Here is a 21,435-nt window from a genome sequence, read left to right as displayed (position 1 = left end):
TCGAAAATCGTCGAGTAAGTCGGTGGGCCGGGCTTCAGCCCGGCACATCGTCGACCTAAAGAAGGCCGTCCCAAAAGGGGTGGCCTTTTTTGCTACCAAAGAATTCAATAATTTAATTTTGTGCTATCCTCTGGGCCAGTGCGCTTGCATTATCTTCCAAGCCGTCGTGTCAATGAGGAATTCCGCTATGAAAGTATTCGCCATCTTTCTGGGTGTACTGACGGCCGTAACGACTCCTGTCTGGGCCAGTGAAGAGAGCAAGACGTGGGATGCTTCGGACGAAGCTAAGCAATTCGTGAAAGACACAATTGTCTTGGGAATGCTCGCCAGCCCATATGGAACCGGGTGGACGGAATACGGGCAGTTGCACACTTATTTTGACCGTGCTCGTGAAAGCGGCATTACGGGCCATGAGATGACGCTGGCCGCAGCGGATATGTCTTTTGAAGTGCTCTTGGAGCAGCACTACCATTTTCGAGCGGCAATGGCTGAGCAACCGGAAAACTATCTGGTTGTGAATGAAACGCGAGACATCGAGGCTGCTCATGCTCAGGGAAAGACCGCTGTCATCTGGAACAGTCAGACCGCCACGATCCTGAATGGTGATCTCAGGAAGGTGGCACTGCTCAAGGACTTGGGCATCAAAAGCATGATCTTGGCTTATAATGACATTTTCAGGACCGGGTCGGGCCAGTTGGCGGCCTACAATGGAAATGACATCGGGCTGACGCCTTGGGGCAAGTCGGTTATTGACGAGATGGTTCGTTTCGGAATTCTGTTGGACCTCAGCCACACCGGATCTCGGACGGCCAATGACGCTATGGCCTATATGGAGAGCAATTATCCCGGCGTTCCATTCGTCTATACCCATTCTGTACCTGCGGGTTTGTATAAGAGCGAACCGAACGCGACACCGCGCGGTTGCTATCGAGCTATTCCAGACGATGAAGCACTCAGAGCTGCCGAATCTGGTGGCTATGTGTCTCCGACGTTTACTGAGTGGATGATGGACGGCGTTTGGCCAGAGGATATTTCGCCCAAACAAGCGGCCGACATGATCGATTACTATGTGCAGTTAGTCGGAATAGATCATGTGGGCATCGCTACCGACGACATGTTTTCAACTGAGCTCGTCGTCGAGTTCGCGACCGCGAATGCCAGCATGTATGACGACGGCGGTTACATGATTGATGCGTTCAACAATGGTGCTACAGGCAATGGCGAGTTGGCCAAGATATTGGCCGCCATTACGGATGATCTTTGGGCACGCGGATACTCCAACGAAGACCTCGCAAAGATTTATGGTGGCAACAAGATGCGTGTCTACGCTCAGGTCTGGGAGGGGAAACCACCACAACAATTCCTTTTGGAGTATCCAGAGCGATTGCGTATACGAGAAGAGTTTCGAGAGCTTTTCCCCACACGCTGATTTTCAGTGACAGGCAAATTGCGCTGAAGCTGGTCTGAGAGCTCTAGCGAGCCCAGTTCAATTCCCCCTTGCCAAACCCCACCAACCCCTGTAGATCGCGCGAGTTCTCTACAAGAACATCGAGGCGGGGTGATTCCCGCCTTTTGGGTTCGATGAGGGTTGGCGATGCGCGCTTGTCCTCCTCTCAACCTCAACGCCTGATAAAAGGCTGTTATTATGCAAAGCCAAAACATCCGTATTCGGCTGAAGGCATTTGACTATCGCGTTCTGGATGCCAGCACGCAAGAGATCGTCAACACTGCCAAGCGGACCGGCGCGAACGTGCGCGGCCCGATCCCGCTGCCGAACAAGATCGAGAAGTTCACGGTTCTCCGTGGCCCTCACGTTGACAAAAAATCCCGCGACCAGTTCGAGATCCGCACGCACAAGCGTCTGCTCGACATCGTTGATCCGACCCCCCAGACCGTTGACGCGCTGATGAAGCTCGACCTCGCCGCTGGTGTGGACGTCGAGATCAAGTTGCAGTCGTAAGATCGGAGGGTATAGATTATGCGCTCTGGTATTATCGCAAAAAAAGTAGGCATGACCCGCCTGTTCATGGAAGACGGCAAGCAGATCCCTGTGACCGTTCTTCACCTGGACGGCCTGCAGGTCGTTGCACAGCGGACCGCTGACAAAGACGGCTACACTGCCGTTCAGCTGGGCGCTGGTGCTGCCAAGGCAAAACGCACCTCGAAGGCCATGCGCGGTCACTATGCCGCTGCAAAGGTCGAGCCCAAGCGTAAGCTGGCCGAATTCCGCGTCTCTGAAGATGGCCTGATCGAAGTGGGCGCCGAGATTTCGGCAGAACACTTCCTGGAAGGTCAGAAAGTTGACGTTTCGGGCACCTCGATCGGTAAAGGCTTTGCCGGTGCAATGAAGCGCCACAACTTCGGTGGTCTTCGCGCCTCGCACGGTGTTTCGATCAGCCACCGTTCGCACGGTTCAACTGGCCAGTGTCAGGATCCGGGCAAGGTTTTCAAAGGCAAAAAGATGGCCGGTCACATGGGTGCTGCCCGTGTAACCACCCAGAACCTGGAAGTCGTCAAAACCGACGCCGACCGTGGTCTGGTCTTCATCAAAGGCGCCGTTCCCGGACCGAAATCGGGCTGGGTTACCGTCAAGGACGCCGTCAAGAAGAAAGCACCGGAAGGCCTGCCTTTCCCGGCAGCCGTAAAAGGTGCTGCAACTGAAGCACCTGCGGAAGAAGCTCCCGCGGAAGGTGGTGAAGCATGAAACTTGATGTAATCAAACTGGACGGCGGCAAAGCCGGCAACATCGAGCTGGACGCCGATCTGTTCGGCCTCGAGCCGCGCGCGGACATCCTGCACCGTGTGGTCCGTTGGCAGCGCAACAACGCGCAGGCTGGCACCCACAAGGTCAAGACCCGCTCGGAAGTGTCCTACTCGACCAAGAAGATCTATCGCCAAAAAGGCACCGGTGGCGCACGCCACGGCGCTCGCTCGGCACCGATCTTCCGGGGTGGTGGCGTTTACAAGGGTCCGGTCGTGCGTTCGCATGGTCACGACCTGCCGAAGAAGTTCCGTAAACTCGGTCTGCGCCACGCGCTGTCTGCCAAAATGGCAGCTGGTGAACTGGTTGTGATCGAAAACGCCGAAGCCGAAGGCAAGACCGCTGCACTGGCCAAACAGGTTGCAAACCTGGGCTGGAAACGCGCTCTGGTCATCGACGGGGCGACCGTGAACGAAGGTTTCCTGAAGGCGTCGCGCAACATCGAAGGTCTGGATATCCTGCCGTCGATGGGTGCAAACGTTTATGACATCCTCAAGCGTGACACTCTGGTGCTCACCAAAGCGGCTGTCGAAGCACTGGAGGCTCGTCTGAAATGAGCGCGAAGGCAGAACACTACGACGTGATCCGCAAGCCGATCATCACTGAAAAGTCGACCATGGCGTCTGAGAACGGCGCGATTGTTTTTGAAGTGGCGATCGACAGCAACAAACCGCAGATCAAAGAAGCGGTTGAATCGCTGTTTGGTGTCAAGGTGAAGGCGGTGAACACCACCATCACCAAAGGCAAGGTCAAGCGGTTCCGCGGCCAGTTGGGCAAGCGGAAAGACGTTAAAAAAGCATATGTGACCCTAGAAGAGGGTAACACCATCGACGTAAGCACCGGTCTCTGATCGGACCCGTCTGTGGCAAAAACAAAAGGCCCCTGCTGATGCAGGGGCCTTTTTTGTTGGCGCAGCTCATCTCGCCGCGTTGAACTTGGCCCGGACCTGTGCACAGTGACCTCAAGGCAGTGAGACGGGTGATATGCAGGCTGAACAGCAGGTTCGCGATTTCGGGAAAACCCGGGATGGCCAGATCGTCAAAAGCATCGACATTGGGCAGCGGGCGCTTTCTGCGCGTATCCTCACCTATGGCGCAACGCTGCAGGATCTGCGTTTGCAGGGTTTTGGGCATCCTCTGATATTGGGGTGGCCAGACATCGTAGGTTATGAAGACAGCACCGCTTATTTAGGGGCTTTGGTGGGCCGTTGTGCCAATCGGATTGCGCGCGCGTCATACAGTCTGGATGGCGCAAGTTACCATCTGGATCGCAATTATTTGGGCACTCATACGTTGCACGGCGGAACGCAAGGTATGGATCGTCTGGTCTGGGAAATTTCCAGCGTCACATCGGGCACGGTCACTTTGCAGCAGGCCCTGCCTAATGGCCATATGGGCTTTGGCGGCGACCTGTCAGCGACCGTGACCTTCCGAGTCGAGGCGGGCGCTACTTTGAGCATCGAAATGGAAGCGCGGACAAGGTCGGCAAGCCTCTGCAATCTGACCCCGCATATCTATTTCAACCTCGACGGTGGCGCAGACATCCGCAAGCACGAACTATTGGTACACGCAGAACGTTATACCCCTGTTGACGCGGACCTCATTCCCACAGGCGAAGCGCTCAGCGTTGCGGGCACGCCCTTTGACCTACGGTCACCGCGTCCTTTGGGGGGCTGGGCATATGATCACAATTTCTGCCTGTCCGATCAGCGCCTGCCTTGTCGCCCTGTCGCGATGCTGACCGGATCGTCCTCAGGTCTTTCGATGCAACTCGAGACGACCGAGCCGGGTTTGCAGGTCTATTCCGGTGCGTCTTTTGATGAAGGTCCACGCGTTGGCTTGGGTGGCCAGTCCTACGGACCCTATTCCGGCGTTGCGTTGGAACCACAGGTCTGGCCCGATTCAATCAATCAGCAAGGGTTTCCCAGTGCGGTACTGCGCAAGGGTCAAACCTATCGCCATGTTTCACGATACGTGTTTCAGGGCGAGGTTTAAGGTCAGGCGGTTCAATAGCCAGTTGGGTCGCCGGAAAAGGGACAAAAAAGCATTTTTGATCTAGGCAGAGGGTTACACCATCGACGCGAGCACCTATCTGTGATCGGATCCATCTATGGACAAGCCTGAAGGCCCCCGCGAAGGCGGAGGTTTTCTTGAGCAACAAAACCAGAGAAAATGAGCGCGACACAATCGCCTCAGCCAGAATTCGCTTGCTATGCCGGATCGGTAGTCTATGCGGTTTCTACAAATGTAAGTGACATGGCAGGCGTATGACAAAACCCTATCTCTCGACCCCGGACAAACCGGATGTGACCGCCGCGCGGGATTGGGTTACGACACTTGCCAAATACCGCGAGCCGAACCAGTGGCGCAGCTCCTTTGAGCTGGGTGTAAGCATTATCCCCTTCTTTGTACTTTGGGCGCTGTCCTGGATGTCGCTTTCGGTCAGCTATTGGTTGGCTTTTGCGATTGCCGTTCTCAACGCGGCCTTCCTGCTGCGCCTGTTTGCGATCCAGCATGATTGCGGGCACGGAGCGTTCTTCAAGAACCGGTCGGTCAGCGACTGGGTTGGGCGGGTCATCGGTGTCTTGACCCTGACGCCTTATGACGTCTGGCGCCGCACGCATTCCAACCATCACAACAGCTCGGGCAATTTGGACAAACGGGGAATGGGCGATATCCACACTTTGACAGTCGCCGAGTACCGGTCAAAGACGCCCATGAACCGGTTCTGGTATCGGGTTTATCGCAACCCCATTACACTGTTTGTCCTTGGCCCCGGCTATCTGTTTCTGTTCCAGAACCGCGTCCCGCTGGGTTTGACGGGCAGCGTCAGGTTCTGGATCAGCGCGATGGGCACCAATCTCGCCATTCTGGCTGCCCTCGTGGCCGTATACTATTTTGGCGGCCTGATGCCGGTGCTGCTGATCTTTCTGCCCTCAACCCTGATTGCCGCGACCGCGGGCGTATGGCTGTTTTACGTACAGCACCAGTTCGAGGATACGCATTGGGACGCTGATAAGGACTGGCAACTGCATGAGGCTGCCTTGCACGGCAGCTCGCATTACATCCTGCCATCCGTGCTGCAGTGGTTCAGCGCCAATATTGGCATCCACCACGTGCACCACCTGTATAGCCGCATTCCGTTCTATCGCCTGACGGAAGTGCTGCGCGATCATGATGAGCTGGCCAACAGCAACAAGATGACCATCCGTGAGAGCCTCGCCAACGCGCGGTTGCACCTGTGGGACGAAAATAACCGCCGTTTGTTGTCCTTCGCCGAGGCGCGCGCGCTGTATGGGTGAGGGGTGATCCGCTGGGTGGAGCGCTAGCGGAAAGACGTCAAGAAATCACATGTGACCCGTGAAGAGGGTAACACCGTCGACGTGCCCACCGGCCTCTGATCGGAACTGCCCTTGGAAAAAGACGAAAACCCCCACGCGAGCGGGGGTTTTTTGTTATTTGAATGTCTGTTCTGAACTTGCTCTGTCAGATTGGCCCCGCGAAGCTGCCGTTGCTTCGACTGCGCAGAGCAGATAGGCATACACGTATGAAACATGTCCCCAAAGAAACAACAGATGAGGCCCTTATTCAGGAGTTCCTGGATAAAGGCGGCAAAGTCAGTGTCGGCAAAACCAAACCCGCGCCTGCAGAGCTGGGTTTGAGCAAGAATGTCTGGAACGCCAAACTGACCAAGGAAGAGAAGGCCGCGCGCGACAAGAAGTGATCGTGCGAGGCTGGTTGGGTAAGCGGAAAGACGTCAAGACAGCGTATGTGACCCTGGAAGAGGGTAACGCCATCGGCGTGTCCACCGGCCTCTGATCGGACTCGTTTTTGGCGGGAAGTAGAGGCCCCCGCGAAAGAGCTTTTTTGTTGCCACTACTTGCTCGCTAGCCGGATTATAACAAGGTGCTTCGCAGAGCTCGAAGTGTTTTGCGTTTCGCGAAGCGCTAGGATTTTCCAGACGCCGACAACGCGTCGCAGTGGGGTCCTTGACGTTGTGTCGGATGCCGTATCGGGCGAGGCTATACACAGAATAACTGGGTGACCGTCGGTACGCATTAGTTGACGAAGAAGGACACCATGAGTTTGCGTGCGCGGCCATATTTACGTCAAGAATATAGACTATGGGCATGTTCGATCCACTTTATGAAATCTGAAACTTGGAATATTAGTTTATGTCCACTGACCATGCTTGTCTCAGTGACTGGCCTTCATTCGAGCCGATTTGCAAGAAAGTTGAGTTTGAGTTGATTCCGAAACTCAAAGAACTCGGGTTTGCGAAGGATAGTTTTGAACCAGCTCCGAAGGTTCCACGCTATGCCCTATTTTTGTGGCCAATGTACTACAGGCTCTCACCGGGAGTAATGTGTTACATCGAATTGTATGCCTCGGCACCGAACGACCCGCAGCTTTCACTTGTTGCTTCTGCTTTTGAAGTTCGAAACTTGGAACTTACTGATAAAGAAGTTTTAGAAAGTATTCACGGGGATCAAAGCAATGTGCGCCCCATCACTGACTTAAAAGGACGTACAAAATACGTCGTTCTCTATCGCAGCAATACAATCCCTTTGGGTAGAGTTTTGAAGCTATGCATAGCTCCGCTTTCCCAACTTGATTCAAGCGGTTTCAAACCTCATTCCCGCATCATTCGACGTGTCGTTGTCTATTTGGCATTTTTGCTGTGCGCTCTACTGACGTTAGTCTTGTTGCCGGTCATTGGATATTGCGGGTTGAGAAATGCGGCATGGTGCAAAGCAATTGAAAACGGAACCTTTCACGGCGTTTCAGGTATAGTAGATCGCGCTTGCAAGGCTTCCAAGGGGCTTGTCCCAAAGATGAAGAGTAACTTTGCGCCCTGACTGGCTGATTGACGCGAGCTATCGCTCGTTTCCCATCGCTGTCGGATTGGCGACCCTCCAAGGAGCTTCAAAGTTCCTATAGACACCTACCCCCATCACTGCTAAATGCACCCAATCTTGTGGCCTCGGATTCGTTCCGGGGCCTCTGATATTTGAAACCGGGGACCTTCGGGGCCCTATACCTTTGGCACCTACGGGGGCCTATCACATAGCGGGGAACACCCCGCACTTGCTAAACGGAAGACAGAAAGCATGGCACTCAAGTCGTACAAGCCGACGACGCCGGGCCAGCGCGGGCTGGTGCTGATCGACCGTTCGGAGCTTTGGAAAGGACGTCCGGTCAAGTCTCTCACTGAGGGTTTGACCAAATCGGGCGGCCGGAACAACACCGGACGGATCACTTCACGCCGCCGCGGCGGTGGCGCAAAGCGTCTCTACCGGATCGTTGACTTCAAACGGAACAAATTTGATGTCGCGGCAACCGTTGAACGGATCGAATATGACCCGAACCGGACCGCATTCATCGCACTGGTAAAATACGAAGACGGCGAGCAGGCATATATCCTGGCTCCGCAGCGTCTGGCTGTTGGTGACAAAGTCGTGGCATCCGCCAAGGCTGACATCAAGCCGGGCAACGCAATGCCGTTCTCGGGCATGCCAATCGGTACCATCGTCCACAACATCGAGATGAAGCCTGGTAAAGGCGGTCAGATCGCACGTGCGGCCGGTACTTACGCTCAGTTCGTTGGTCGCGATGGCGGCTACGCTCAGATCCGTCTGAGCTCGGGCGAGCTGCGCATGGTCCGTCAGGAATGCATGGCCACCGTCGGTGCCGTGTCCAACCCCGACAACAGCAACCAAAACCTCGGTAAAGCCGGTCGTATGCGCCACAAGGGCGTTCGTCCGTCGGTTCGTGGTGTTGCAATGAACCCGATCGATCACCCGCACGGTGGTGGTGAAGGTCGTACCTCGGGAGGCCGTACACCGGTTACTCCATGGGGTAAGGACACCAAGGGTAAGCGTACCCGCAACAAGAACAAAGCGTCCCAGAAGCTGATCATCCGCTCGCGGCACGCCAAGAAGAAGGGACGTTAATCTATGTCTCGCTCTGTTTGGAAGGGTCCTTTCGTCGATGCTTACGTGCTTAAAAAAGCCGAAGCAGCGCGCGAGTCGGGCCGCAACGAAGTCATCAAGATTTGGTCGCGTCGTTCCACCATTCTGCCCCAGTTCGTGGGTCTGACCTTTGGTGTGTACAACGGCCATAAGCATATCCCCGTCAACGTCTCGGAAGACATGATCGGTCAGAAGTTCGGTGAGTATTCGCCAACTCGTACCTATTACGGTCACGCCGCTGACAAAAAAGCGAAGCGGAAGTAAGTCATGGGCAAGGAAAAGAACCCCCGCCGCGTGGCTGAAAACGAAGCAATGGCGAAAACGCGCATGCTTCGCACTAGCCCGCAGAAACTGAACCTGGTTGCGCAAATGATCCGCGGCAAGAAAGTCGAGAAGGCTCTGACCGACCTGACTTTCTCGAACAAGCGTGTCGCGCAGGACGTCAAGAAGTGCCTGCAGTCCGCAATCGCCAACGCCGAGAACAACCACAACCTGGACGTTGACGAGCTGATCGTTGCCGAAGCATGGGTTGGCAAGAACCTGGTCATGAAGCGCGGTCGCCCGCGTGCCCGTGGTCGGTTCGGCAAGATTTTGAAGCCGTTCTCGGAGATCACCATCAAGGTGCGTCAAGTTGAGGAGCAAGCCTAATGGGTCATAAAGTAAATCCGATCGGCATGCGCCTGCAGGTGAACCGCACCTGGGACAGCCGCTGGTACGCCGACACCAAGGACTACGGTGATCTTCTTCTGGAAGACCTCAAGATCCGTGAGTTCATCAACAAAGAGTGCAAGCAAGCCGGTATCGCCCGTGTGATCATCGAACGTCCGCACAAAAAGTGCCGCGTTACGATCCACACCGCGCGTCCTGGTGTCATCATCGGCAAGAAAGGTGCAGACATTGAAGTTCTGCGCAAAAAGCTTGCTAACATGACCGACAGCGAACTGCACCTGAACATCGTCGAAGTGCGCAAGCCCGAACTTGACGCGCAGCTGGTTGCCGAGTCCATCGCTCAGCAGCTGGAGCGCCGGGTTTCGTTCCGTCGCGCGATGAAACGGTCTGTTCAGAACGCCATGCGCATGGGCTCTCTGGGTATCCGGGTGAACGTCGCTGGCCGTCTGGGCGGCGCTGAAATCGCACGGACCGAGTGGTACCGCGAAGGCCGTGTGCCTCTGCACACGCTGCGCGCCGACATCGATTACGCACAAGCCGAAGCGATGACTCCCTACGGGATCATCGGGATCAAGGTCTGGATCTTCAAAGGTGAGATCATGGAGCACGATCCGCAGGCACGTGACCGTAAAGCACAGGAACTCCAGGACGGCCCTGCACCTCGTGGTGCTGGTGGCGGTCGTCGCTAAGGGGGGAAAGATATGCTTCAACCAAAGCGTACTAAATTCCGCAAGATGCACAAAGGCCGGATCAAAGGAGAAGCCAAAGGCGGCTCTGATCTGAACTTTGGCACCTATGGTCTGAAAGCTCTTGAGCCTGAGCGTGTAACTGCACGCCAGATCGAGGCTGCACGTCGTGCCATGACGCGTCATATGAAGCGTCAGGGCCGTGTCTGGATCCGCATCTTTCCCGACACTCCGGTCACTGCAAAGCCGATCGAAGTTCGTATGGGTAAAGGTAAAGGTTCGGTCGACCGCTGGGCATGCAAGGTCAAGCCTGGCCGCGTGATGTTCGAGATCGACGGCGTCAATGACGACATCGCCCGCGAGGCCCTGCGCCTGGCCGCGATGAAGCTGCCGATCAAGAGCCGCGTCGTGGTTCGCGAAGACTGGTAAGAGATTGGGGGTAACCCCCCACTTTCTGATATTGAAACCCCCGCCAGGAAACTGGCGGGGGTTTTTTGCATTTTCTGGGGTCGAAACAGGTTAACAGATCACAGCGTCATTTGTGTCTTGCGGCAAACAAATGAGATAACCCCGTACCACGAGAAAAAGCCCCCACTGGTCGTGTCGCGGGGGCTTTTTCGCCGGTACTTAAGAGAACCAGCCTTTGACTTTGCCCCATACGGATTTTTCCTCGGGTACTTCCACGGCGTTTCCGGCCACGACTTGGCTGCCCTTAAGTTCGGGCAGGGGCTCGCTTTCGAAATGCGCCTCATCTGGTTGTACGGCAGCTTTCTGAACCGTCTCGGCATTGATCTCGGTAAAGCTGCCGATTTTGGCCAGAGTTTCCGGGCCAGCCATACCATCCGCATCCAGACTGTTGGCGGATTGGAACTCTTTCACGGCTGCGGCGGTTCCGGCACCAAAGATGCCATCCGCGCCAATGCCCAGACCCTCTTGCAGTTTTTTGACCGCATCTCCGCGAGATCCCTGACGCAGCAGGACCAGTTCATGTAGACCAAGTGCTGTAAATGTGTCGGGGCCGGCAATTCCGTCAACAGACAAACCGGCGGATTGCTGGAAATCCCGAACGGCTTTTTCAGTGCCCGCGCCAAAAATCCCGTCAGCATCGACGCCAAGTTTTTCCTGAAGCCGTTTGACCGGGGCGCCGGTCAGGCCTTTTTTCAATATGGACATGCTATTCCTCTCTCGCTCAAAATCTAAGGGCCAAGCCCCTGCGCACAATTCCTAACAGGCTGACCATGTCGGTTCGAAGGGGAAAGTTTCCCGGTTGATAACCGGTCCTCGCATCCCAAAATTAGTTGGGGTAAGAGAACGACCATGGCACAGATTGAATCACTCTTCGTTACCCGTCTTTATCGCGCAGCCCTTTCCGAATTCGCTCCCAAGATCGATCCCGAGGAAATGGAAAACTCCTGTCTTGTCATCGCCGAGGATGATGAGGCCGGGCAGGAATGGTGCGAAGAAAACGGCTATCCCGGCTACACCAGTTATGCCTCGCTGACTGATCTGCCTTGGCGGTTCCCGATCTTTGCCGATCTGGTCAAAGCTTTGGATCAGCATGTGGCAGCCTTTGCCAAGGATCTGGAGTTCGATCTGGGCGAGGGCGAATTAAAGCTTGAAGACCTGTGGATCAACATTCTGCCCGAAGGCGGAATGCACTCCAGCCATCTGCACCCGCACAGCGTGATTTCCGGCACGACCTATGTGGCGATGCCCGAAGGGGCGAGCGCGCTGAAACTGGAAGACCCCCGCTCGGCCCGCATGATGGCGGCACCGACGCGGCTAAAGGGCGGGCGGCGGGATTTGCAGCCGTTCATCTATATGAAGCCGCAGGTGGGAGATGTCCTGCTGTGGGAAAGCTGGCTGCGCCATGAGGTGCCGATGAATATGGCCGAGGATGAGCGGATCAGCGTCAGCTTCAACTACAAGTGGGAGTGAACGCCGGTTCACGACACGGCAATTGTACCAGTGTAGCGATTGCGAGACGAATGGGCGGCGCCCCTGCCAATCACTTTTCACTTCGAGTTGTCGAAAAACCTTGCAATATGTGTCGTCATGAACCATGTGAGGCACGCTTACGTTTTTCTTTTTCGACCACTGTCTCCCGAATCTTCGGCGTTCAGTCTCTCGATCCAGACCTACAACGCCGCGCTGTCGCAATTCCGCGGACAGCAATTTAATAGGAGACTACGGATATGGCCAATGGCACCGTAAAATGGTTCAACACAACTAAAGGTTTTGGCTTCATCGCACCGGAGACCGGTGGCAAAGACGTGTTTGTACACATCTCTGCTGTTGAGCGCTCGGGTCTGACCGGCCTGGCCGACGACCAGAAAGTAACATTTGACATCGAACCCGGCCGTGACGGTCGCGAGTCGGCTGTGAACATCGCTCTGGCGTAAGTCACTTAGACTTAGACAGTTGAAGACGCGGTCTCGTGCAAACGAGGCCGCGTTTTGCGTTTGTGGAGGGTTGGAAAAACTGGCGTATTCTCTGGCTGCGGCGCGAGGTGCCGATGAACATGGCCGAGGATGAGCGGATTTAACTACAAGTGGGATTGATAGGTGCGAGCATAAACAGCTACCTTGTAGACGCATATTATCAAAGATTTGAGTCAGAGATTTCGGATGGGTCGTTTATTCTCTCTAGTTACCTTATTGACTTCCATTCTCGGCGCGGATGCTGGCTATAGTCAATCTGCCGTAACAGGGCTCCCAAGCTCTGGGGAGATCATAGAACGCTACCAAGATGACACGCGTGGGCGTCATCCAGTTCCGGTACTTCTGCAAAAAGTGATGGTCGGGATGTACGATCCTGATTTCTTCAGAACTGAGTTGCCGCAATACTCAAGAACCACTTTGAAAGCATCTGAGCGAGTTCGTTCTGTAAGAGAAGTCCGAAAAACGGGGGTACTTGCCAATGCATTTGCAGTGTCCAACACTCTATCCCGCGAAGAGATTGTGAATTGGCATACAAACACAGTGTACTGGGGTCGAAGCTGTTACCGACCAAATGATGCCGCCCTCGTGTACTTTGGCAAGGAGATTGACGGCCTTTCGCTTGGGGAAATTGCTTATCTTGCAGGAATAGTCATAGCGCCTTCACACTTCGATCCTGAGCGCCACCCCGACCGCGCGATTGAGCGCCGAAATGCGACACTCAAAGAACTTGCGAAAACATCGTTTTTCTCGGAAGACGAGATAGCTGACGCTGTCCTTGAAGACCTAGACTTTGTTCATCCGCTGGGAAAATGCGACAGACCAAGAGATCGTTGAAATTCTACGGAGCTGTTCACTTAAACTTTCCCTTGCTACCCACCTGCGACTCCCCTATAGAGCGGCATCTTGCGTTCCCCCGGTCGAGTCGGGGGATTCGTATGTCTATCATTCATCCACCAGGTCAAAGGTGACCCAAGCTACGGGGCCTTCTGGTGTTTTGAGCAAAGGAATAAGGCGATGAACGCCCAAGAAATGCGTGACAAGACCCCGGACCAGCTCCGCGAGGAACTGGCCAACCTGAAGAAAGAAAGCTTTAACCTGCGCTTTCAACAGGCAACCGGTCAGCTGGAAAGCACCGCCGGCATCAAAGCGGCCCGCCGCAACGCTGCCCGCGTCAAAACCATTCTGAACGAAAAGGCCGCTGCAGCGGCATCGGAGGAGTAATCCTATGCCCAAGCGTATCCTGTCCGGCACCGTAACCAGCGATGCCAACGCACAAACCGTAACCGTGTCCGTCGAGCGCCGCTTTACGCATCCGGTTCTGAAGAAAACCATCCGTAAGTCCAAGAAATACCGGGCTCACGATGAAAAGAACGCCTTCAAGGTCGGCGATACTGTTCGCATCATCGAATGCGCGCCGAAATCGAAGACGAAACGTTGGGAAGTTCTGGAAGCGTAAGCTTTCAGGATTTTTCCATTTGACGAAACCCTGGGGGATCTAACCAGACCAGCCCCCACAGGTCGGGAGAAACCACATGATCCAGATGCAGACCAATCTGGATGTCGCTGACAACTCCGGCGCACGCCGAGTTCAGTGCATCAAGGTCCTGGGTGGTTCCAAGCGTAAATACGCCTCCGTCGGCGACATCATTGTCGTCTCGGTGAAGGAAGCCATCCCGCGCGGTCGCGTAAAGAAAGGTGACGTCCGTAAGGCCGTCGTCGTTCGCACCGCCAAAGAAGTCCGTCGCGAAGACGGCACCGCGATCCGTTTTGATCGCAACGCCGCCGTCATCCTGAACAACAACAACGAGCCCGTAGGTACACGTATCTTTGGCCCGGTTGTTCGTGAACTGCGTGGCAAGAACTTCATGAAAATCATCTCGCTCGCTCCGGAGGTGCTGTAATCATGGCTGCTAAACTCCGCAAAGGCGACAAGGTCGTCGTGCTGGCCGGCAAGGACAAGGGCAAAGAGGGAACTATCACCTCGGTTAACCCATCTGCCGGAAAAGCTGTTGTTGACGGCATCAACATCGCCATCCGCGCCACTCGCCAGACTCAGAACTCTCAGGGTGGTCGTCTGCCTCAGGCAAACCCGATCGAGTTGTCGAACCTGGCTCTGCTGGACAAGAACGGCAAAGCAACTCGCGTTGGCTTCCGCATGGAAGGTGACAAGAAAGTGCGCTTCGCCAAGACCACGGGGGACGTGATCGATGCTTGATAACGCAACCTACACCCCGCGTCTGAAAGCTCAGTACGCTGAAACCATCCGTGCCGCTCTGAAAGAAGAGTTCGGCTACAAGAACGACATGCAGCTGCCCAAGCTGGAAAAAATCGTTCTGAACATCGGTTGTGGTGCCGAAGCGGTTAAAGACTCGAAGAAAGCGAAAGCTGCTGTCGAGGATCTGACTGCGATTGCTGGTCAACAGGCTGTTTCCACCAAGGCGAAGAAGTCGATCGCTGGCTTCCGCGTCCGTGAAGACATGCCTCTGGGTGCGAAAGTGACCCTGCGCGGTGACCGGATGTACGAATTCCTGGATCGCCTGATCACCATCGCGATGCCACGTATTCGTGACTTCCGCGGCGTGAAGCCGTCTTTCGATGGTCAGGGCAATTTTGCCATGGGCATGAAAGAGCACATCGTGTTCCCGGAAATCGACTTCGACAAAGTTGACGAAGTCTGGGGCATGGACATCGTAATTGCCACCACAGCGAAAACCGACGCTGAAGCAAAGGCACTGTTGAAAGCTTTCAACATGCCGTTCAACGCGTAAGCGCCGGGAGGATTGAGACATGGCTAAAAAAGCAATGATCGAACGCGAGAAGAAGCGCGAACGCCTGGTGGCCAAATATGCCGCAAAGCGTGCCGAGCTTAAAGAAATCGCGAATGACGAGAGCAAGCCGATGGAAGAGCGCTTCAAAGCGCGTCTGAAACTGGCGAAACTGCCGCGCAACAGCTCGGCTACTCGTCTGCACAACCGCTGTCAGCTGACCGGTCGTCCCCACGCTTACTACCGTAAGCTGAAGGTCAGCCGTATCGCGCTGCGCGAGCTGGGTTCTGCTGGTCAGATCCCCGGCATGGTGAAATCGAGCTGGTAAGGGAGAGAATGATATGAACGATCCTATCGGCGATATGCTCACCCGTATCCGCAACGCGCAAATGCGCGGCAAGTCCACCGTTTCCACCCCGGCGTCAAAGCTGCGCGGTTGGGTTCTGGACGTGCTGGCGGACGAAGGTTATATCCGTGGCTACGAAGCGATGACCGGCGAAAACGGTCATCCGGCCATCGAAATCAGCCTGAAATACTACGAAGGCACCCCTGTCATTCGCGAACTGAAGCGGGTCTCAAAACCCGGTCGCCGCGTATACATGGGCGTCAATGACATCCCGCAGGTCCGTCAGGGTCTGGGTGTGTCGATTGTCAGCACTCCGAAAGGTGTGATGTCGGACCAGAACGCTCGCTCCAACAATGTTGGCGGCGAAGTGCTCTGCACCGTCTTCTAAGGAGGTCTGTCAATGTCTCGTATTGGTAAACGTCCGGTCGAATTGCCCAGTGGCGTAACAGCCTCGGTTTCCGGCCAGACCATCGAAGTCAAAGGCCCGAAAGGCGCCCGCAGCTTCACCGCGACTGACGACGTTACGCTGTCAGTCGAAGACAATGTGGTTACGATCAACCCTCGCGGCATGTCCAAGCGCGCGCGCCAGCAGTGGGGCATGAGCCGCACAATGGTCGCCAACCTGGTTGCCGGTGTGACCGAAGGCTTCAAGAAAGAGCTGGAGATCCAGGGTGTCGGTTACCGGGCTCAGATGCAGGGCAACACCCTGAAGCTGAACCTGGGCTACAGCCACGACGTTGATTTCGTTGCTCCGGAAGGTGTCACCATCACCGCGCCGAAGCAGACCGTGATCATTGTGGAAGGTAACGACCAGCAGCAGGTGGGCGAAGTCGCGGCGAAAATCCGTGAATGGCGCCGTCCCGAGCCCTATAAGGGCAAAGGCATCCGCTATAAGGGCGAGTTCATCTTCCGCAAAGAAGGCAAGAAGAAGTAAGGACGCAAACAATGGCAAACAGCAAAAGAACCCTGTTTCTGAAGCGCCGCCTGCGCGTTCGGAACAAACTTCGCAAGGTCAACGCGGGTCGTCCGCGTTTGTCCGTACACCGTTCGAACAAGAACATCTCTGTTCAGCTGATCGACGACGTACGTGGCGTGACCCTGGCCTCGGCCTCGACCCTGGAAAAAGATCTGGGTGTTGTTGGCAAGAACAACGTCGAAGCGGCCACCAAAGTGGGCGCGGCCATCGCCGAGCGTGCCAAGAAGGCAGGCGTCGAAGAGGCCTATTTCGATCGTGGCGGCTTCCTTTTCCACGGCAAAGTGAAGGCTGTCGCCGACGCTGCGCGTGAAGGTGGTCTGAAGATCTAAGACTTGCGGGCGGGTTTCGATCCGCCCCGATGATCCGGGGGCCTTGGCAATGCCGGGGCCCACTTGGATTGAACAAACGACGCCGCAAGCGTCACCAAAGAAAAGGGATGCCAAAATGGCAGAACGTGATAACCGCCGGGGCCGTGGACGTGACCGCGACGAAACTCCGGAATTCGCAGATCGTCTGGTTGCGATCAACCGCGTATCGAAAACCGTAAAAGGTGGTAAGCGCTTTGGCTTCGCCGCTCTGGTGGTCGTAGGCGATCAGAAAGGCCGCGTCGGCTTTGGCAAAGGTAAAGCGAAAGAAGTACCTGAAGCCATCCGCAAAGCGACCGAACAAGCCAAGCGTCAGATGATCCGTGTGCAACTGCGCGAAGGTCGTACCCTGCACCACGACATCGAAGGCCGTCACGGCGCCGGTAAAGTGGTTATGCGCAGCGCACCTGAAGGTACCGGTATCATCGCCGGTGGTCCGATGCGTGCCGTGTTCGAAATGCTGGGCGTAAAGGACGTTGTGTCCAAGTCGCTGGGCTCGCAGAACCCGTACAACATGATCCGCGCCACCATCAACGGCCTGCAGAAAGAGCAGAGCCCGCGTTCGGTTGCCCAGCGTCGTGGCAAAAAGGTTGCTGACATCCTGCCCAAGCGGGACGAAGCACCAGCTGCTGCTGAAGCAGAAGCATAAGGAGAGCGACCCATGGCAAAAACCATCGTCGTCAAGCAAATCGGTTCCCCGATCCGCCGCCCCGCTGAACAGCGCGCGACTCTGATCGGCCTGGGCCTGAACAAGATGCACAAAACCCGCGAGCTTGAGGATACTCCCTCGGTCCGCGGCATGGTCAACAAGATCCCGCATCTGGTTGAGATCATCGAAGAGCGCGACTAAGCGCCTTGCTTTTAAGAGCTAGAAACGCCTCCGATCAGTTCGGGGGCGTTTTTTTGTTTAAAGGCAGTGTTGGCTGTGGCCTCACCTGATGTGGTTTTAGTTCAACTTGAACGTATTCCGCTTATTACCCGCCGCATATAGTCCATGAACTGCGCCCGCTCAGGCTCAGTCAGAACTTGCAAGGCTTGGGAATTCACGTTCTGGGCCGACTCATAGGCGCTGTTTCTAAGTGCGGCGGCCTTTTCGGTTAACCAGATCAACTGGGCCCTGGCGTCAGCGGGGTTTTTCGTTCTTTTGATCAAGCCGTCGCGCTCCATACGGTTGAGCGTGTTGGCCAAAGTCGCTTGTTCGACGTCAATTCTGGCCAGCAGATCCTTTTGGGTGACCCCGTCTTTGAGCCAAAGCTCCAGCAAGACTGGGAACTGTCCAACAACGATGCCCAAAGGCGCAATGTGGTGCTGCAGCTCTTTCGCGAACAATCGCGCCATGTGATTGACCAGATATCCGGCCGAGTTCTCTTTTTCGAAATCCATGCTTGAGATTTACACTTGAATAGCAAGCTATGCAATAATATATAGTATGCTATATAAATGAATGGAAAGGAATCGAAATGGCTCATATCGAAGAGATTGATAAAGTCGTCACACTGGCTGATCAGATGCAGGCCGAGGAAGGCCCTGTGGTGCTGATCAACGTGTTTATGGTGGACGCAAAAGACCAAGAGGCGCTGTTGAAGGCCTGGGCACATGATGCGGACTTCATGAAGTCCCAGTCGGGATATATCTCGACCCAGCTTCATCAGGGGATCGCCGGCAGTACGACCTTCGTGAACTACGCGATCTGGCAGGACGTCAAAAGCTTTCGCGACGCCTTCACCCACCCAGAGTTTCAGCGTCGAATTGCAGACTATCCCGAAAGCGTCGTGGCGCGTCCACATCTTCTAAGAAAGCTCACAGTCGAAAACCACTGCGTCGCCTGATGCCAAAACCGGAGTAGCCGCATGTTAAGAGTAATCCACCCCATCGCCGGTGTAATAGGATTCCTGACAATATTCGTTTTCTGGACATCCACTTTGTACAGCGAATTGTTTTCAACCCATGCGACTGTCGCGGCCGTAAAGTCCCTGATCGTCAGCGGGCTGTTTGTCCTTGTGCCTGCGATGGTGATCGTGGGTGCATCGGGAATGACCCTTGGGCGCCGTCGCAAAGATGCCCCGACGCTTGCCAAGAAGAAACGAATGCCGATCATCGCGATGAACGGCCTGTTGATCCTTGTTCCTGCTGCAATCTTCCTGAACGCGAAAGCGAGCGCTGGGTCCTTTGACATCAGTTTCTACGCTGTGCAGGTCGTTGAGCTGCTCGCTGGTGCCACCAATCTCACTTTGATGGGGCTGAGTATACGCGACGGTCGGGCGATGACTGCCCGCAGAAGAGGTGCGGGACAGTAGTTGCTCAGGCATTGACCGCAGCTGTCGCTCAATCCTATGCAATCTTTTCAAGCTGCGCGACCTGCTGCCTAGCTATTCAATACATGCATAGCGGCTAGACCCAAACTTCGGTTGTTAGCGATATCGCTTGGACCTATCTCAACCCTGTCCGAACAAGGAACGTAAACAGTTTCCGGGGAATTCGCCCCGGTCAGAGAAAGGAAAAGAAATATGGCACACACAGCAACACTGACCCATGGCGGCTTCAACCTGAGCGCCCGTTTCGCAAACCTGATTGAGCGCGTGAAAGAGAACCGTGCCCGTGCGAACGAGTATAACCGTACCTACGGCGAGCTTCAGCGCCTGACCAATCGTGAATTGGACGACATCGGAATCCGCCGCTGCGATATCGCGGACATCGCCCGCGAGCACGCATATTGCTCGTAAGCAATAGTTAAGAACAACCCGAACCCAAGGCGCCAATTTGGCGCCTTTTTTGGTTGCGGTGATGCGCATGACACAACTTCTCGAAAACCAGATCGTAGCTATTGCGAGTGGGTCTGAAATCCGTCATGTCCGAGTAAGGCCGCCGCAAAAGGCCGCATCAGTCTAAACGAAATAAGGCCGGGCGACGTGCAAGACCAACAGATCGGGATGCTATGGGTCGATGGCCCGCTGAGTTTTCTGGAGCAACTGTGCATCAAGTCCTTTCTGGACGCCGGTCAAGCGGTTCGCCTTTATACCTACGGAAATGTCACAATGATTCCGGACGGTGTAGATTGCCGTGACGCGAGGGAAATCCTGCCGGATAGTGAATTCGTTACGCATGGTCGGACAGGCAGTCCAGCGCCGCACTCGGACAAGTTTCGGTATCGCATGCTGGCGAAAGAGCCGGGGCTGATTTGGGCGGATACGGACGCCTATTGCGTCAAGCCGTTTTCCACGCTGAACGGACACTACTATGGGTATCTCGAAGGCGAGGTCGCAATCGGGGTTTTGGGTCTGCCAGCGGATAGCGAAACGCTCGGTTTGTTGAATGAATACACAAGTGACCCTTTCCGTATCCCTCCATGGTTGCCCAAACGGATCATGCGGCCACTGCAAGCGGCGCAGGATGCGGGCGAACCCGTCAATATACCGGAAACATATTGGGGCGTTTGGGGGCCTAAGGCCATAACGTGGGCGCTCAACAAGTCTAAGGAAGTTCGCTTTGCGCTGCCCGAACACGTCTTTTACCCATTAAACTTTACGCGGCGGAGGGCTTTGGCTCGTCCGGGCGTGGATCTGTCCCGGTTCATAAAAGAAGACACGGTCTCAATCCATTTCTACGGTCGCCGGATGCGGTCCATCCTCGCCAACAAATATGGTGGGATCCCAAATCCAGACAGCCTAGTGGGAAAACTGCTTGCAAAACACGAGATTGACCCACAAGAAGCGCCCATTACTCCGCATGGCGATAAAGTCGCGGCGCAATAGACGGACAACAAAACTTGCATACTGGCGCGCAAAGCTGTATCGGGCTCCGGTGGCAGTCTGTCCACGAGAATCAAAACCAAGAAATGCCGTGTCTGACCCATCACGCTTCGGGGTCATTTCCGGCTTAGGAGAAGCGAAATGAAACTGAACGAATTGCGCGACAATCCTGGCGCCACACCGAAACGCACCCGCGTTGGCCGTGGTCCGGGTTCCGGCAAAGGTAAAATGGGTGGTCGTGGTATCAAAGGCCAGAAATCCCGTTCGGGTGTGGCCATCAATGGTTATGAAGGCGGCCAGATGCCTTTGTATCAGCGTCTGCCCAAGCGTGGCTTCAACAAGCCAAACCGCAAGGCATTCGCCGTTATCAACCTGGGCCTGATCCAGAAATTCGTCGACGCCGGCAAACTGGACGCCAAAGCTGCGATCACCGAGGATGCACTGGTTGCCTCCGGTCTGGTTCGTCGCAAGCTGGACGGTATCCGCGTTCTGGCCAAAGGCGAAATCAGCGCCAAATTGAACCTGGAAGTTACCGGTGCTTCGAAGGCTGCTGTTGAAGCAGTTGAGAAAGCGGGCGGCTCACTTACGGTCACAAAAGCTGCTGCGGCAGAGTAAGCGCTTGTGAGCGGGCCAAGACCCGCTTACATAGTCCTCAGAGTTTTCCAAGACGCCGCCCGAGCCGGAAAACGGTTCCGGGCGGTGTTTT

General features: G+C 55.3%; 35 protein-coding genes and 1 pseudogene. 34 read left to right on the top strand and 2 right to left on the bottom strand.

Annotated elements, in window-relative coordinates; translation table 11 throughout:
• Positions 1–187 precede the first annotated feature (187 nt).
• From DS906_RS18235 to rplP, 15 genes and pseudogenes are all read left to right on the top strand, one after another.
• Entirely contained in the window at positions 188–1,429 is a 1,242-nt protein-coding gene (locus DS906_RS18235; protein ID WP_113791510.1) for a dipeptidase, read from the top strand.
• Positions 1,430–1,645: 216 nt separating this feature from the next.
• The gene (gene rpsJ / locus DS906_RS18230; protein WP_008756422.1) at positions 1,646–1,960 is read left to right on the top strand and encodes a 30S ribosomal protein S10; all 315 of its coding nucleotides are present in this window, start codon (positions 1,646–1,648) and stop codon (positions 1,958–1,960) included.
• Positions 1,961–1,978: 18 nt separating this feature from the next.
• The gene (rplC, locus tag DS906_RS18225; RefSeq protein ID WP_058272361.1) at positions 1,979–2,704 is read left to right on the top strand and encodes a 50S ribosomal protein L3; all 726 of its coding nucleotides are present in this window, start codon (positions 1,979–1,981) and stop codon (positions 2,702–2,704) included.
• Positions 2,701–3,318 (top strand): 50S ribosomal protein L4, encoded by a 618-nt coding sequence (rplD, locus tag DS906_RS18220; RefSeq protein ID WP_050605826.1) that lies wholly within the window; start codon positions 2,701–2,703, stop codon positions 3,316–3,318. Before rplC ends, rplD begins: the two co-directional genes overlap by 4 nt.
• Positions 3,315–3,611, top strand: coding sequence for a 50S ribosomal protein L23 (locus tag DS906_RS18215; protein ID WP_058272362.1), 297 nt, complete (start codon positions 3,315–3,317; stop codon positions 3,609–3,611). Before rplD ends, DS906_RS18215 begins: the two co-directional genes overlap by 4 nt.
• Before the next feature lie 133 nt (positions 3,612–3,744).
• On the top strand, positions 3,745–4,755 hold the full coding sequence (locus DS906_RS18210) for an aldose epimerase family protein (RefSeq protein WP_113791493.1): 1,011 nt from the start codon (positions 3,745–3,747) through the stop codon (positions 4,753–4,755).
• 272 nt (positions 4,756–5,027) lie between these two features.
• Positions 5,028–6,062 (top strand): fatty acid desaturase, encoded by a 1,035-nt coding sequence (locus DS906_RS18205; RefSeq protein ID WP_113791492.1) that lies wholly within the window; start codon positions 5,028–5,030, stop codon positions 6,060–6,062.
• A 245-nt stretch (positions 6,063–6,307) separates the two neighbouring features.
• Positions 6,308–6,484, top strand: a complete 177-nt coding sequence (locus DS906_RS22325; RefSeq protein ID WP_050605905.1) for a hypothetical protein — start codon at positions 6,308–6,310, stop codon at positions 6,482–6,484.
• 5 nt (positions 6,485–6,489) lie between these two features.
• A pseudogene (locus DS906_RS18200) lies at positions 6,490–6,579 on the top strand (50S ribosomal protein L23); the annotation flags it as partial.
• Between the two features lie 356 nt (positions 6,580–6,935).
• On the top strand, positions 6,936–7,619 hold the full coding sequence (locus DS906_RS18195; protein WP_113791491.1) for a hypothetical protein: 684 nt from the start codon (positions 6,936–6,938) through the stop codon (positions 7,617–7,619).
• Between the two features lie 252 nt (positions 7,620–7,871).
• Positions 7,872–8,714 (top strand): 50S ribosomal protein L2, encoded by an 843-nt coding sequence (gene rplB, locus DS906_RS18190; RefSeq protein WP_008757664.1) that lies wholly within the window; start codon positions 7,872–7,874, stop codon positions 8,712–8,714.
• 3 nt (positions 8,715–8,717) lie between these two features.
• The gene (rpsS, locus tag DS906_RS18185) at positions 8,718–8,996 is read left to right on the top strand and encodes a 30S ribosomal protein S19 (protein WP_010437056.1); all 279 of its coding nucleotides are present in this window, start codon (positions 8,718–8,720) and stop codon (positions 8,994–8,996) included.
• 3 nt (positions 8,997–8,999) lie between these two features.
• Positions 9,000–9,380 (top strand): 50S ribosomal protein L22, encoded by a 381-nt coding sequence (gene rplV, locus DS906_RS18180; RefSeq protein WP_008756532.1) that lies wholly within the window; start codon positions 9,000–9,002, stop codon positions 9,378–9,380.
• Entirely contained in the window at positions 9,380–10,090 is a 711-nt protein-coding gene (gene rpsC, locus DS906_RS18175) for a 30S ribosomal protein S3 (protein ID WP_113791490.1), read from the top strand. The genes rplV and rpsC overlap by 1 nt, the downstream gene beginning before the upstream one ends.
• Positions 10,091–10,102: 12 nt before the next feature.
• A complete protein-coding gene (rplP, locus tag DS906_RS18170; protein WP_113791489.1) occupies positions 10,103–10,516 on the top strand; it encodes a 50S ribosomal protein L16 in 414 nt (137 codons plus the stop codon).
• A gap of 198 nt (positions 10,517–10,714) precedes the next feature.
• On the opposite strand, the gene DS906_RS18165 is transcribed toward rplP, so the two are convergent.
• On the bottom strand, positions 10,715–11,260 hold the full coding sequence (locus DS906_RS18165) for a peptidoglycan-binding protein (RefSeq protein ID WP_113791488.1): 546 nt from the start codon (positions 11,258–11,260) through the stop codon (positions 10,715–10,717).
• A 144-nt stretch (positions 11,261–11,404) separates the two neighbouring features.
• On the opposite strand from DS906_RS18165, the gene DS906_RS18160 reads away from it, so the two are divergent.
• The 14 genes from DS906_RS18160 (at position 11,405) to rpmD (ending at position 17,830) form a co-directional block, all read left to right on the top strand.
• Positions 11,405–12,025 (top strand): 2OG-Fe(II) oxygenase family protein, encoded by a 621-nt coding sequence (locus tag DS906_RS18160; protein WP_113791487.1) that lies wholly within the window; start codon positions 11,405–11,407, stop codon positions 12,023–12,025.
• 257 nt (positions 12,026–12,282) lie between these two features.
• Positions 12,283–12,489 (top strand): cold-shock protein, encoded by a 207-nt coding sequence (locus DS906_RS18155; protein WP_010437077.1) that lies wholly within the window; start codon positions 12,283–12,285, stop codon positions 12,487–12,489.
• A 225-nt stretch (positions 12,490–12,714) separates the two neighbouring features.
• Positions 12,715–13,362 (top strand): transglycosylase domain-containing protein, encoded by a 648-nt coding sequence (locus DS906_RS18150; RefSeq protein WP_113791486.1) that lies wholly within the window; start codon positions 12,715–12,717, stop codon positions 13,360–13,362.
• A gap of 180 nt (positions 13,363–13,542) precedes the next feature.
• Positions 13,543–13,749 carry a 50S ribosomal protein L29 gene (gene rpmC / locus DS906_RS18145; protein ID WP_113791485.1) on the top strand — a complete coding sequence of 69 codons (207 nt, stop codon included), beginning with the start codon at positions 13,543–13,545 and terminating at the stop codon, positions 13,747–13,749.
• Positions 13,750–13,753: 4 nt separating this feature from the next.
• Positions 13,754–13,984 carry a 30S ribosomal protein S17 gene (rpsQ, locus tag DS906_RS18140; protein WP_037311742.1) on the top strand — a complete coding sequence of 77 codons (231 nt, stop codon included), beginning with the start codon at positions 13,754–13,756 and terminating at the stop codon, positions 13,982–13,984.
• Positions 13,985–14,060: 76 nt separating this feature from the next.
• Positions 14,061–14,429 (top strand): 50S ribosomal protein L14, encoded by a 369-nt coding sequence (gene rplN / locus DS906_RS18135; protein ID WP_008757934.1) that lies wholly within the window; start codon positions 14,061–14,063, stop codon positions 14,427–14,429.
• Between the two features lie 2 nt (positions 14,430–14,431).
• Positions 14,432–14,743 (top strand): 50S ribosomal protein L24, encoded by a 312-nt coding sequence (gene rplX / locus DS906_RS18130; protein ID WP_058272372.1) that lies wholly within the window; start codon positions 14,432–14,434, stop codon positions 14,741–14,743.
• Positions 14,736–15,296: a 50S ribosomal protein L5 gene (gene rplE / locus DS906_RS18125; RefSeq protein ID WP_113791484.1), complete on the top strand. Its 561-nt coding sequence runs from the start codon at positions 14,736–14,738 to the stop codon at positions 15,294–15,296. Before rplX ends, rplE begins: the two co-directional genes overlap by 8 nt.
• A 19-nt stretch (positions 15,297–15,315) precedes the next feature.
• Positions 15,316–15,621 carry a 30S ribosomal protein S14 gene (rpsN, locus tag DS906_RS18120; protein ID WP_010437098.1) on the top strand — a complete coding sequence of 102 codons (306 nt, stop codon included), beginning with the start codon at positions 15,316–15,318 and terminating at the stop codon, positions 15,619–15,621.
• A gap of 13 nt (positions 15,622–15,634) precedes the next feature.
• The gene (rpsH, locus tag DS906_RS18115) at positions 15,635–16,027 is read left to right on the top strand and encodes a 30S ribosomal protein S8 (RefSeq protein WP_113791483.1); all 393 of its coding nucleotides are present in this window, start codon (positions 15,635–15,637) and stop codon (positions 16,025–16,027) included.
• A gap of 12 nt (positions 16,028–16,039) precedes the next feature.
• Positions 16,040–16,573: a 50S ribosomal protein L6 gene (gene rplF, locus DS906_RS18110; RefSeq protein ID WP_113791482.1), complete on the top strand. Its 534-nt coding sequence runs from the start codon at positions 16,040–16,042 to the stop codon at positions 16,571–16,573.
• Positions 16,574–16,584: 11 nt separating this feature from the next.
• A complete protein-coding gene (gene rplR, locus DS906_RS18105; protein ID WP_010437103.1) occupies positions 16,585–16,944 on the top strand; it encodes a 50S ribosomal protein L18 in 360 nt (119 codons plus the stop codon).
• A gap of 115 nt (positions 16,945–17,059) precedes the next feature.
• Positions 17,060–17,629 carry a 30S ribosomal protein S5 gene (gene rpsE, locus DS906_RS18100; protein WP_058272455.1) on the top strand — a complete coding sequence of 190 codons (570 nt, stop codon included), beginning with the start codon at positions 17,060–17,062 and terminating at the stop codon, positions 17,627–17,629.
• Between the two features lie 12 nt (positions 17,630–17,641).
• Complete coding sequence (gene rpmD, locus DS906_RS18095) at positions 17,642–17,830, top strand: 50S ribosomal protein L30 (RefSeq protein ID WP_113791481.1); 189 nt, start codon at positions 17,642–17,644, stop codon at positions 17,828–17,830.
• Between the two features lie 101 nt (positions 17,831–17,931).
• Here rpmD and DS906_RS18090 read toward each other — a convergent pair whose 3' ends face one another.
• Positions 17,932–18,363 carry a MarR family winged helix-turn-helix transcriptional regulator gene (locus tag DS906_RS18090; RefSeq protein WP_113791480.1) on the bottom strand — a complete coding sequence of 144 codons (432 nt, stop codon included), beginning with the start codon at positions 18,361–18,363 and terminating at the stop codon, positions 17,932–17,934.
• A 77-nt stretch (positions 18,364–18,440) separates the two neighbouring features.
• On the opposite strand from DS906_RS18090, the gene DS906_RS18085 reads away from it, so the two are divergent.
• From DS906_RS18085 to rplO, 5 genes are all read left to right on the top strand, one after another.
• Positions 18,441–18,809, top strand: a complete 369-nt coding sequence (locus tag DS906_RS18085) for an antibiotic biosynthesis monooxygenase (protein ID WP_113791479.1) — start codon at positions 18,441–18,443, stop codon at positions 18,807–18,809.
• Positions 18,810–18,830: 21 nt separating this feature from the next.
• Positions 18,831–19,277 (top strand): hypothetical protein, encoded by a 447-nt coding sequence (locus DS906_RS18080; protein ID WP_113791478.1) that lies wholly within the window; start codon positions 18,831–18,833, stop codon positions 19,275–19,277.
• 210 nt (positions 19,278–19,487) lie between these two features.
• The gene (locus DS906_RS18075) at positions 19,488–19,703 is read left to right on the top strand and encodes a DUF1127 domain-containing protein (RefSeq protein ID WP_113791477.1); all 216 of its coding nucleotides are present in this window, start codon (positions 19,488–19,490) and stop codon (positions 19,701–19,703) included.
• Positions 19,704–19,889: 186 nt separating this feature from the next.
• Entirely contained in the window at positions 19,890–20,732 is an 843-nt protein-coding gene (locus DS906_RS18070; RefSeq protein WP_233494837.1) for a hypothetical protein, read from the top strand.
• Positions 20,733–20,870: 138 nt separating this feature from the next.
• Positions 20,871–21,344, top strand: coding sequence for a 50S ribosomal protein L15 (rplO, locus tag DS906_RS18065; protein WP_058272380.1), 474 nt, complete (start codon positions 20,871–20,873; stop codon positions 21,342–21,344).
• Positions 21,345–21,435: the final 91 nt, after the last annotated feature.

The organism is Ruegeria sp. A3M17 (assembly GCF_003318255.1).
GTDB lineage: Bacteria > Pseudomonadota > Alphaproteobacteria > Rhodobacterales > Rhodobacteraceae > Ruegeria.
The sequence above is the reverse complement of the archived record's forward strand: the minus strand, read 5'-3'. Positions and strand labels throughout refer to the sequence as shown.

Bases quoted from the DNA above. Each gene is read 5' to 3' on its own strand.
- DS906_RS18210 (WP_113791493.1), top strand. From the start codon at position 3,745: ATGCAGGCTGAACAGCAGGTTCGCGATTTCGGGAAAACCCGGGATGGC.
- rplB (WP_008757664.1), top strand. From the start codon at position 7,872: ATGGCACTCAAGTCGTACAAGCCGACGACGCCGGGCCAGCGCGGGCTG.
- rplP (WP_113791489.1), top strand. From the start codon at position 10,103: ATGCTTCAACCAAAGCGTACTAAATTCCGCAAGATGCACAAAGGCCGG.
- rpmC (WP_113791485.1), top strand. From the start codon at position 13,543: ATGAACGCCCAAGAAATGCGTGACAAGACCCCGGACCAGCTCCGCGAG.
- rplE (WP_113791484.1), top strand. From the start codon at position 14,736: ATGCTTGATAACGCAACCTACACCCCGCGTCTGAAAGCTCAGTACGCT.
- DS906_RS18195 (WP_113791491.1), top strand. From the start codon at position 6,936: ATGTCCACTGACCATGCTTGTCTCAGTGACTGGCCTTCATTCGAGCCG.
- rpmD (WP_113791481.1), top strand. From the start codon at position 17,642: ATGGCAAAAACCATCGTCGTCAAGCAAATCGGTTCCCCGATCCGCCGC.
- DS906_RS18215 (WP_058272362.1), top strand. From the start codon at position 3,315: ATGAGCGCGAAGGCAGAACACTACGACGTGATCCGCAAGCCGATCATC.
- rpsQ (WP_037311742.1), top strand. From the start codon at position 13,754: ATGCCCAAGCGTATCCTGTCCGGCACCGTAACCAGCGATGCCAACGCA.
- DS906_RS18080 (WP_113791478.1), top strand. From the start codon at position 18,831: ATGTTAAGAGTAATCCACCCCATCGCCGGTGTAATAGGATTCCTGACA.
- rpsE (WP_058272455.1), top strand. From the start codon at position 17,060: ATGGCAGAACGTGATAACCGCCGGGGCCGTGGACGTGACCGCGACGAA.
- DS906_RS18085 (WP_113791479.1), top strand. From the start codon at position 18,441: ATGGCTCATATCGAAGAGATTGATAAAGTCGTCACACTGGCTGATCAG.
- DS906_RS18205 (WP_113791492.1), top strand. From the start codon at position 5,028: ATGACAAAACCCTATCTCTCGACCCCGGACAAACCGGATGTGACCGCC.
- rplD (WP_050605826.1), top strand. From the start codon at position 2,701: ATGAAACTTGATGTAATCAAACTGGACGGCGGCAAAGCCGGCAACATC.
- DS906_RS18090 (WP_113791480.1), bottom strand. From the start codon at position 18,363: ATGGATTTCGAAAAAGAGAACTCGGCCGGATATCTGGTCAATCACATG.
- rpsC (WP_113791490.1), top strand. From the start codon at position 9,380: ATGGGTCATAAAGTAAATCCGATCGGCATGCGCCTGCAGGTGAACCGC.
- DS906_RS18075 (WP_113791477.1), top strand. From the start codon at position 19,488: ATGGCACACACAGCAACACTGACCCATGGCGGCTTCAACCTGAGCGCC.
- rplR (WP_010437103.1), top strand. From the start codon at position 16,585: ATGGCAAACAGCAAAAGAACCCTGTTTCTGAAGCGCCGCCTGCGCGTT.
- rplC (WP_058272361.1), top strand. From the start codon at position 1,979: ATGCGCTCTGGTATTATCGCAAAAAAAGTAGGCATGACCCGCCTGTTC.
- rpsN (WP_010437098.1), top strand. From the start codon at position 15,316: ATGGCTAAAAAAGCAATGATCGAACGCGAGAAGAAGCGCGAACGCCTG.
- rpsH (WP_113791483.1), top strand. From the start codon at position 15,635: ATGAACGATCCTATCGGCGATATGCTCACCCGTATCCGCAACGCGCAA.
- rplO (WP_058272380.1), top strand. From the start codon at position 20,871: ATGAAACTGAACGAATTGCGCGACAATCCTGGCGCCACACCGAAACGC.
- DS906_RS18155 (WP_010437077.1), top strand. From the start codon at position 12,283: ATGGCCAATGGCACCGTAAAATGGTTCAACACAACTAAAGGTTTTGGC.
- DS906_RS22325 (WP_050605905.1), top strand. From the start codon at position 6,308: ATGAAACATGTCCCCAAAGAAACAACAGATGAGGCCCTTATTCAGGAG.
- rpsS (WP_010437056.1), top strand. From the start codon at position 8,718: ATGTCTCGCTCTGTTTGGAAGGGTCCTTTCGTCGATGCTTACGTGCTT.
- rpsJ (WP_008756422.1), top strand. From the start codon at position 1,646: ATGCAAAGCCAAAACATCCGTATTCGGCTGAAGGCATTTGACTATCGC.
- DS906_RS18160 (WP_113791487.1), top strand. From the start codon at position 11,405: ATGGCACAGATTGAATCACTCTTCGTTACCCGTCTTTATCGCGCAGCC.
- DS906_RS18235 (WP_113791510.1), top strand. From the start codon at position 188: ATGAAAGTATTCGCCATCTTTCTGGGTGTACTGACGGCCGTAACGACT.
- DS906_RS18150 (WP_113791486.1), top strand. From the start codon at position 12,715: ATGGGTCGTTTATTCTCTCTAGTTACCTTATTGACTTCCATTCTCGGC.
- DS906_RS18165 (WP_113791488.1), bottom strand. From the start codon at position 11,260: ATGTCCATATTGAAAAAAGGCCTGACCGGCGCCCCGGTCAAACGGCTT.
- rplV (WP_008756532.1), top strand. From the start codon at position 9,000: ATGGGCAAGGAAAAGAACCCCCGCCGCGTGGCTGAAAACGAAGCAATG.
- rplX (WP_058272372.1), top strand. From the start codon at position 14,432: ATGGCTGCTAAACTCCGCAAAGGCGACAAGGTCGTCGTGCTGGCCGGC.
- rplN (WP_008757934.1), top strand. From the start codon at position 14,061: ATGATCCAGATGCAGACCAATCTGGATGTCGCTGACAACTCCGGCGCA.
- rplF (WP_113791482.1), top strand. From the start codon at position 16,040: ATGTCTCGTATTGGTAAACGTCCGGTCGAATTGCCCAGTGGCGTAACA.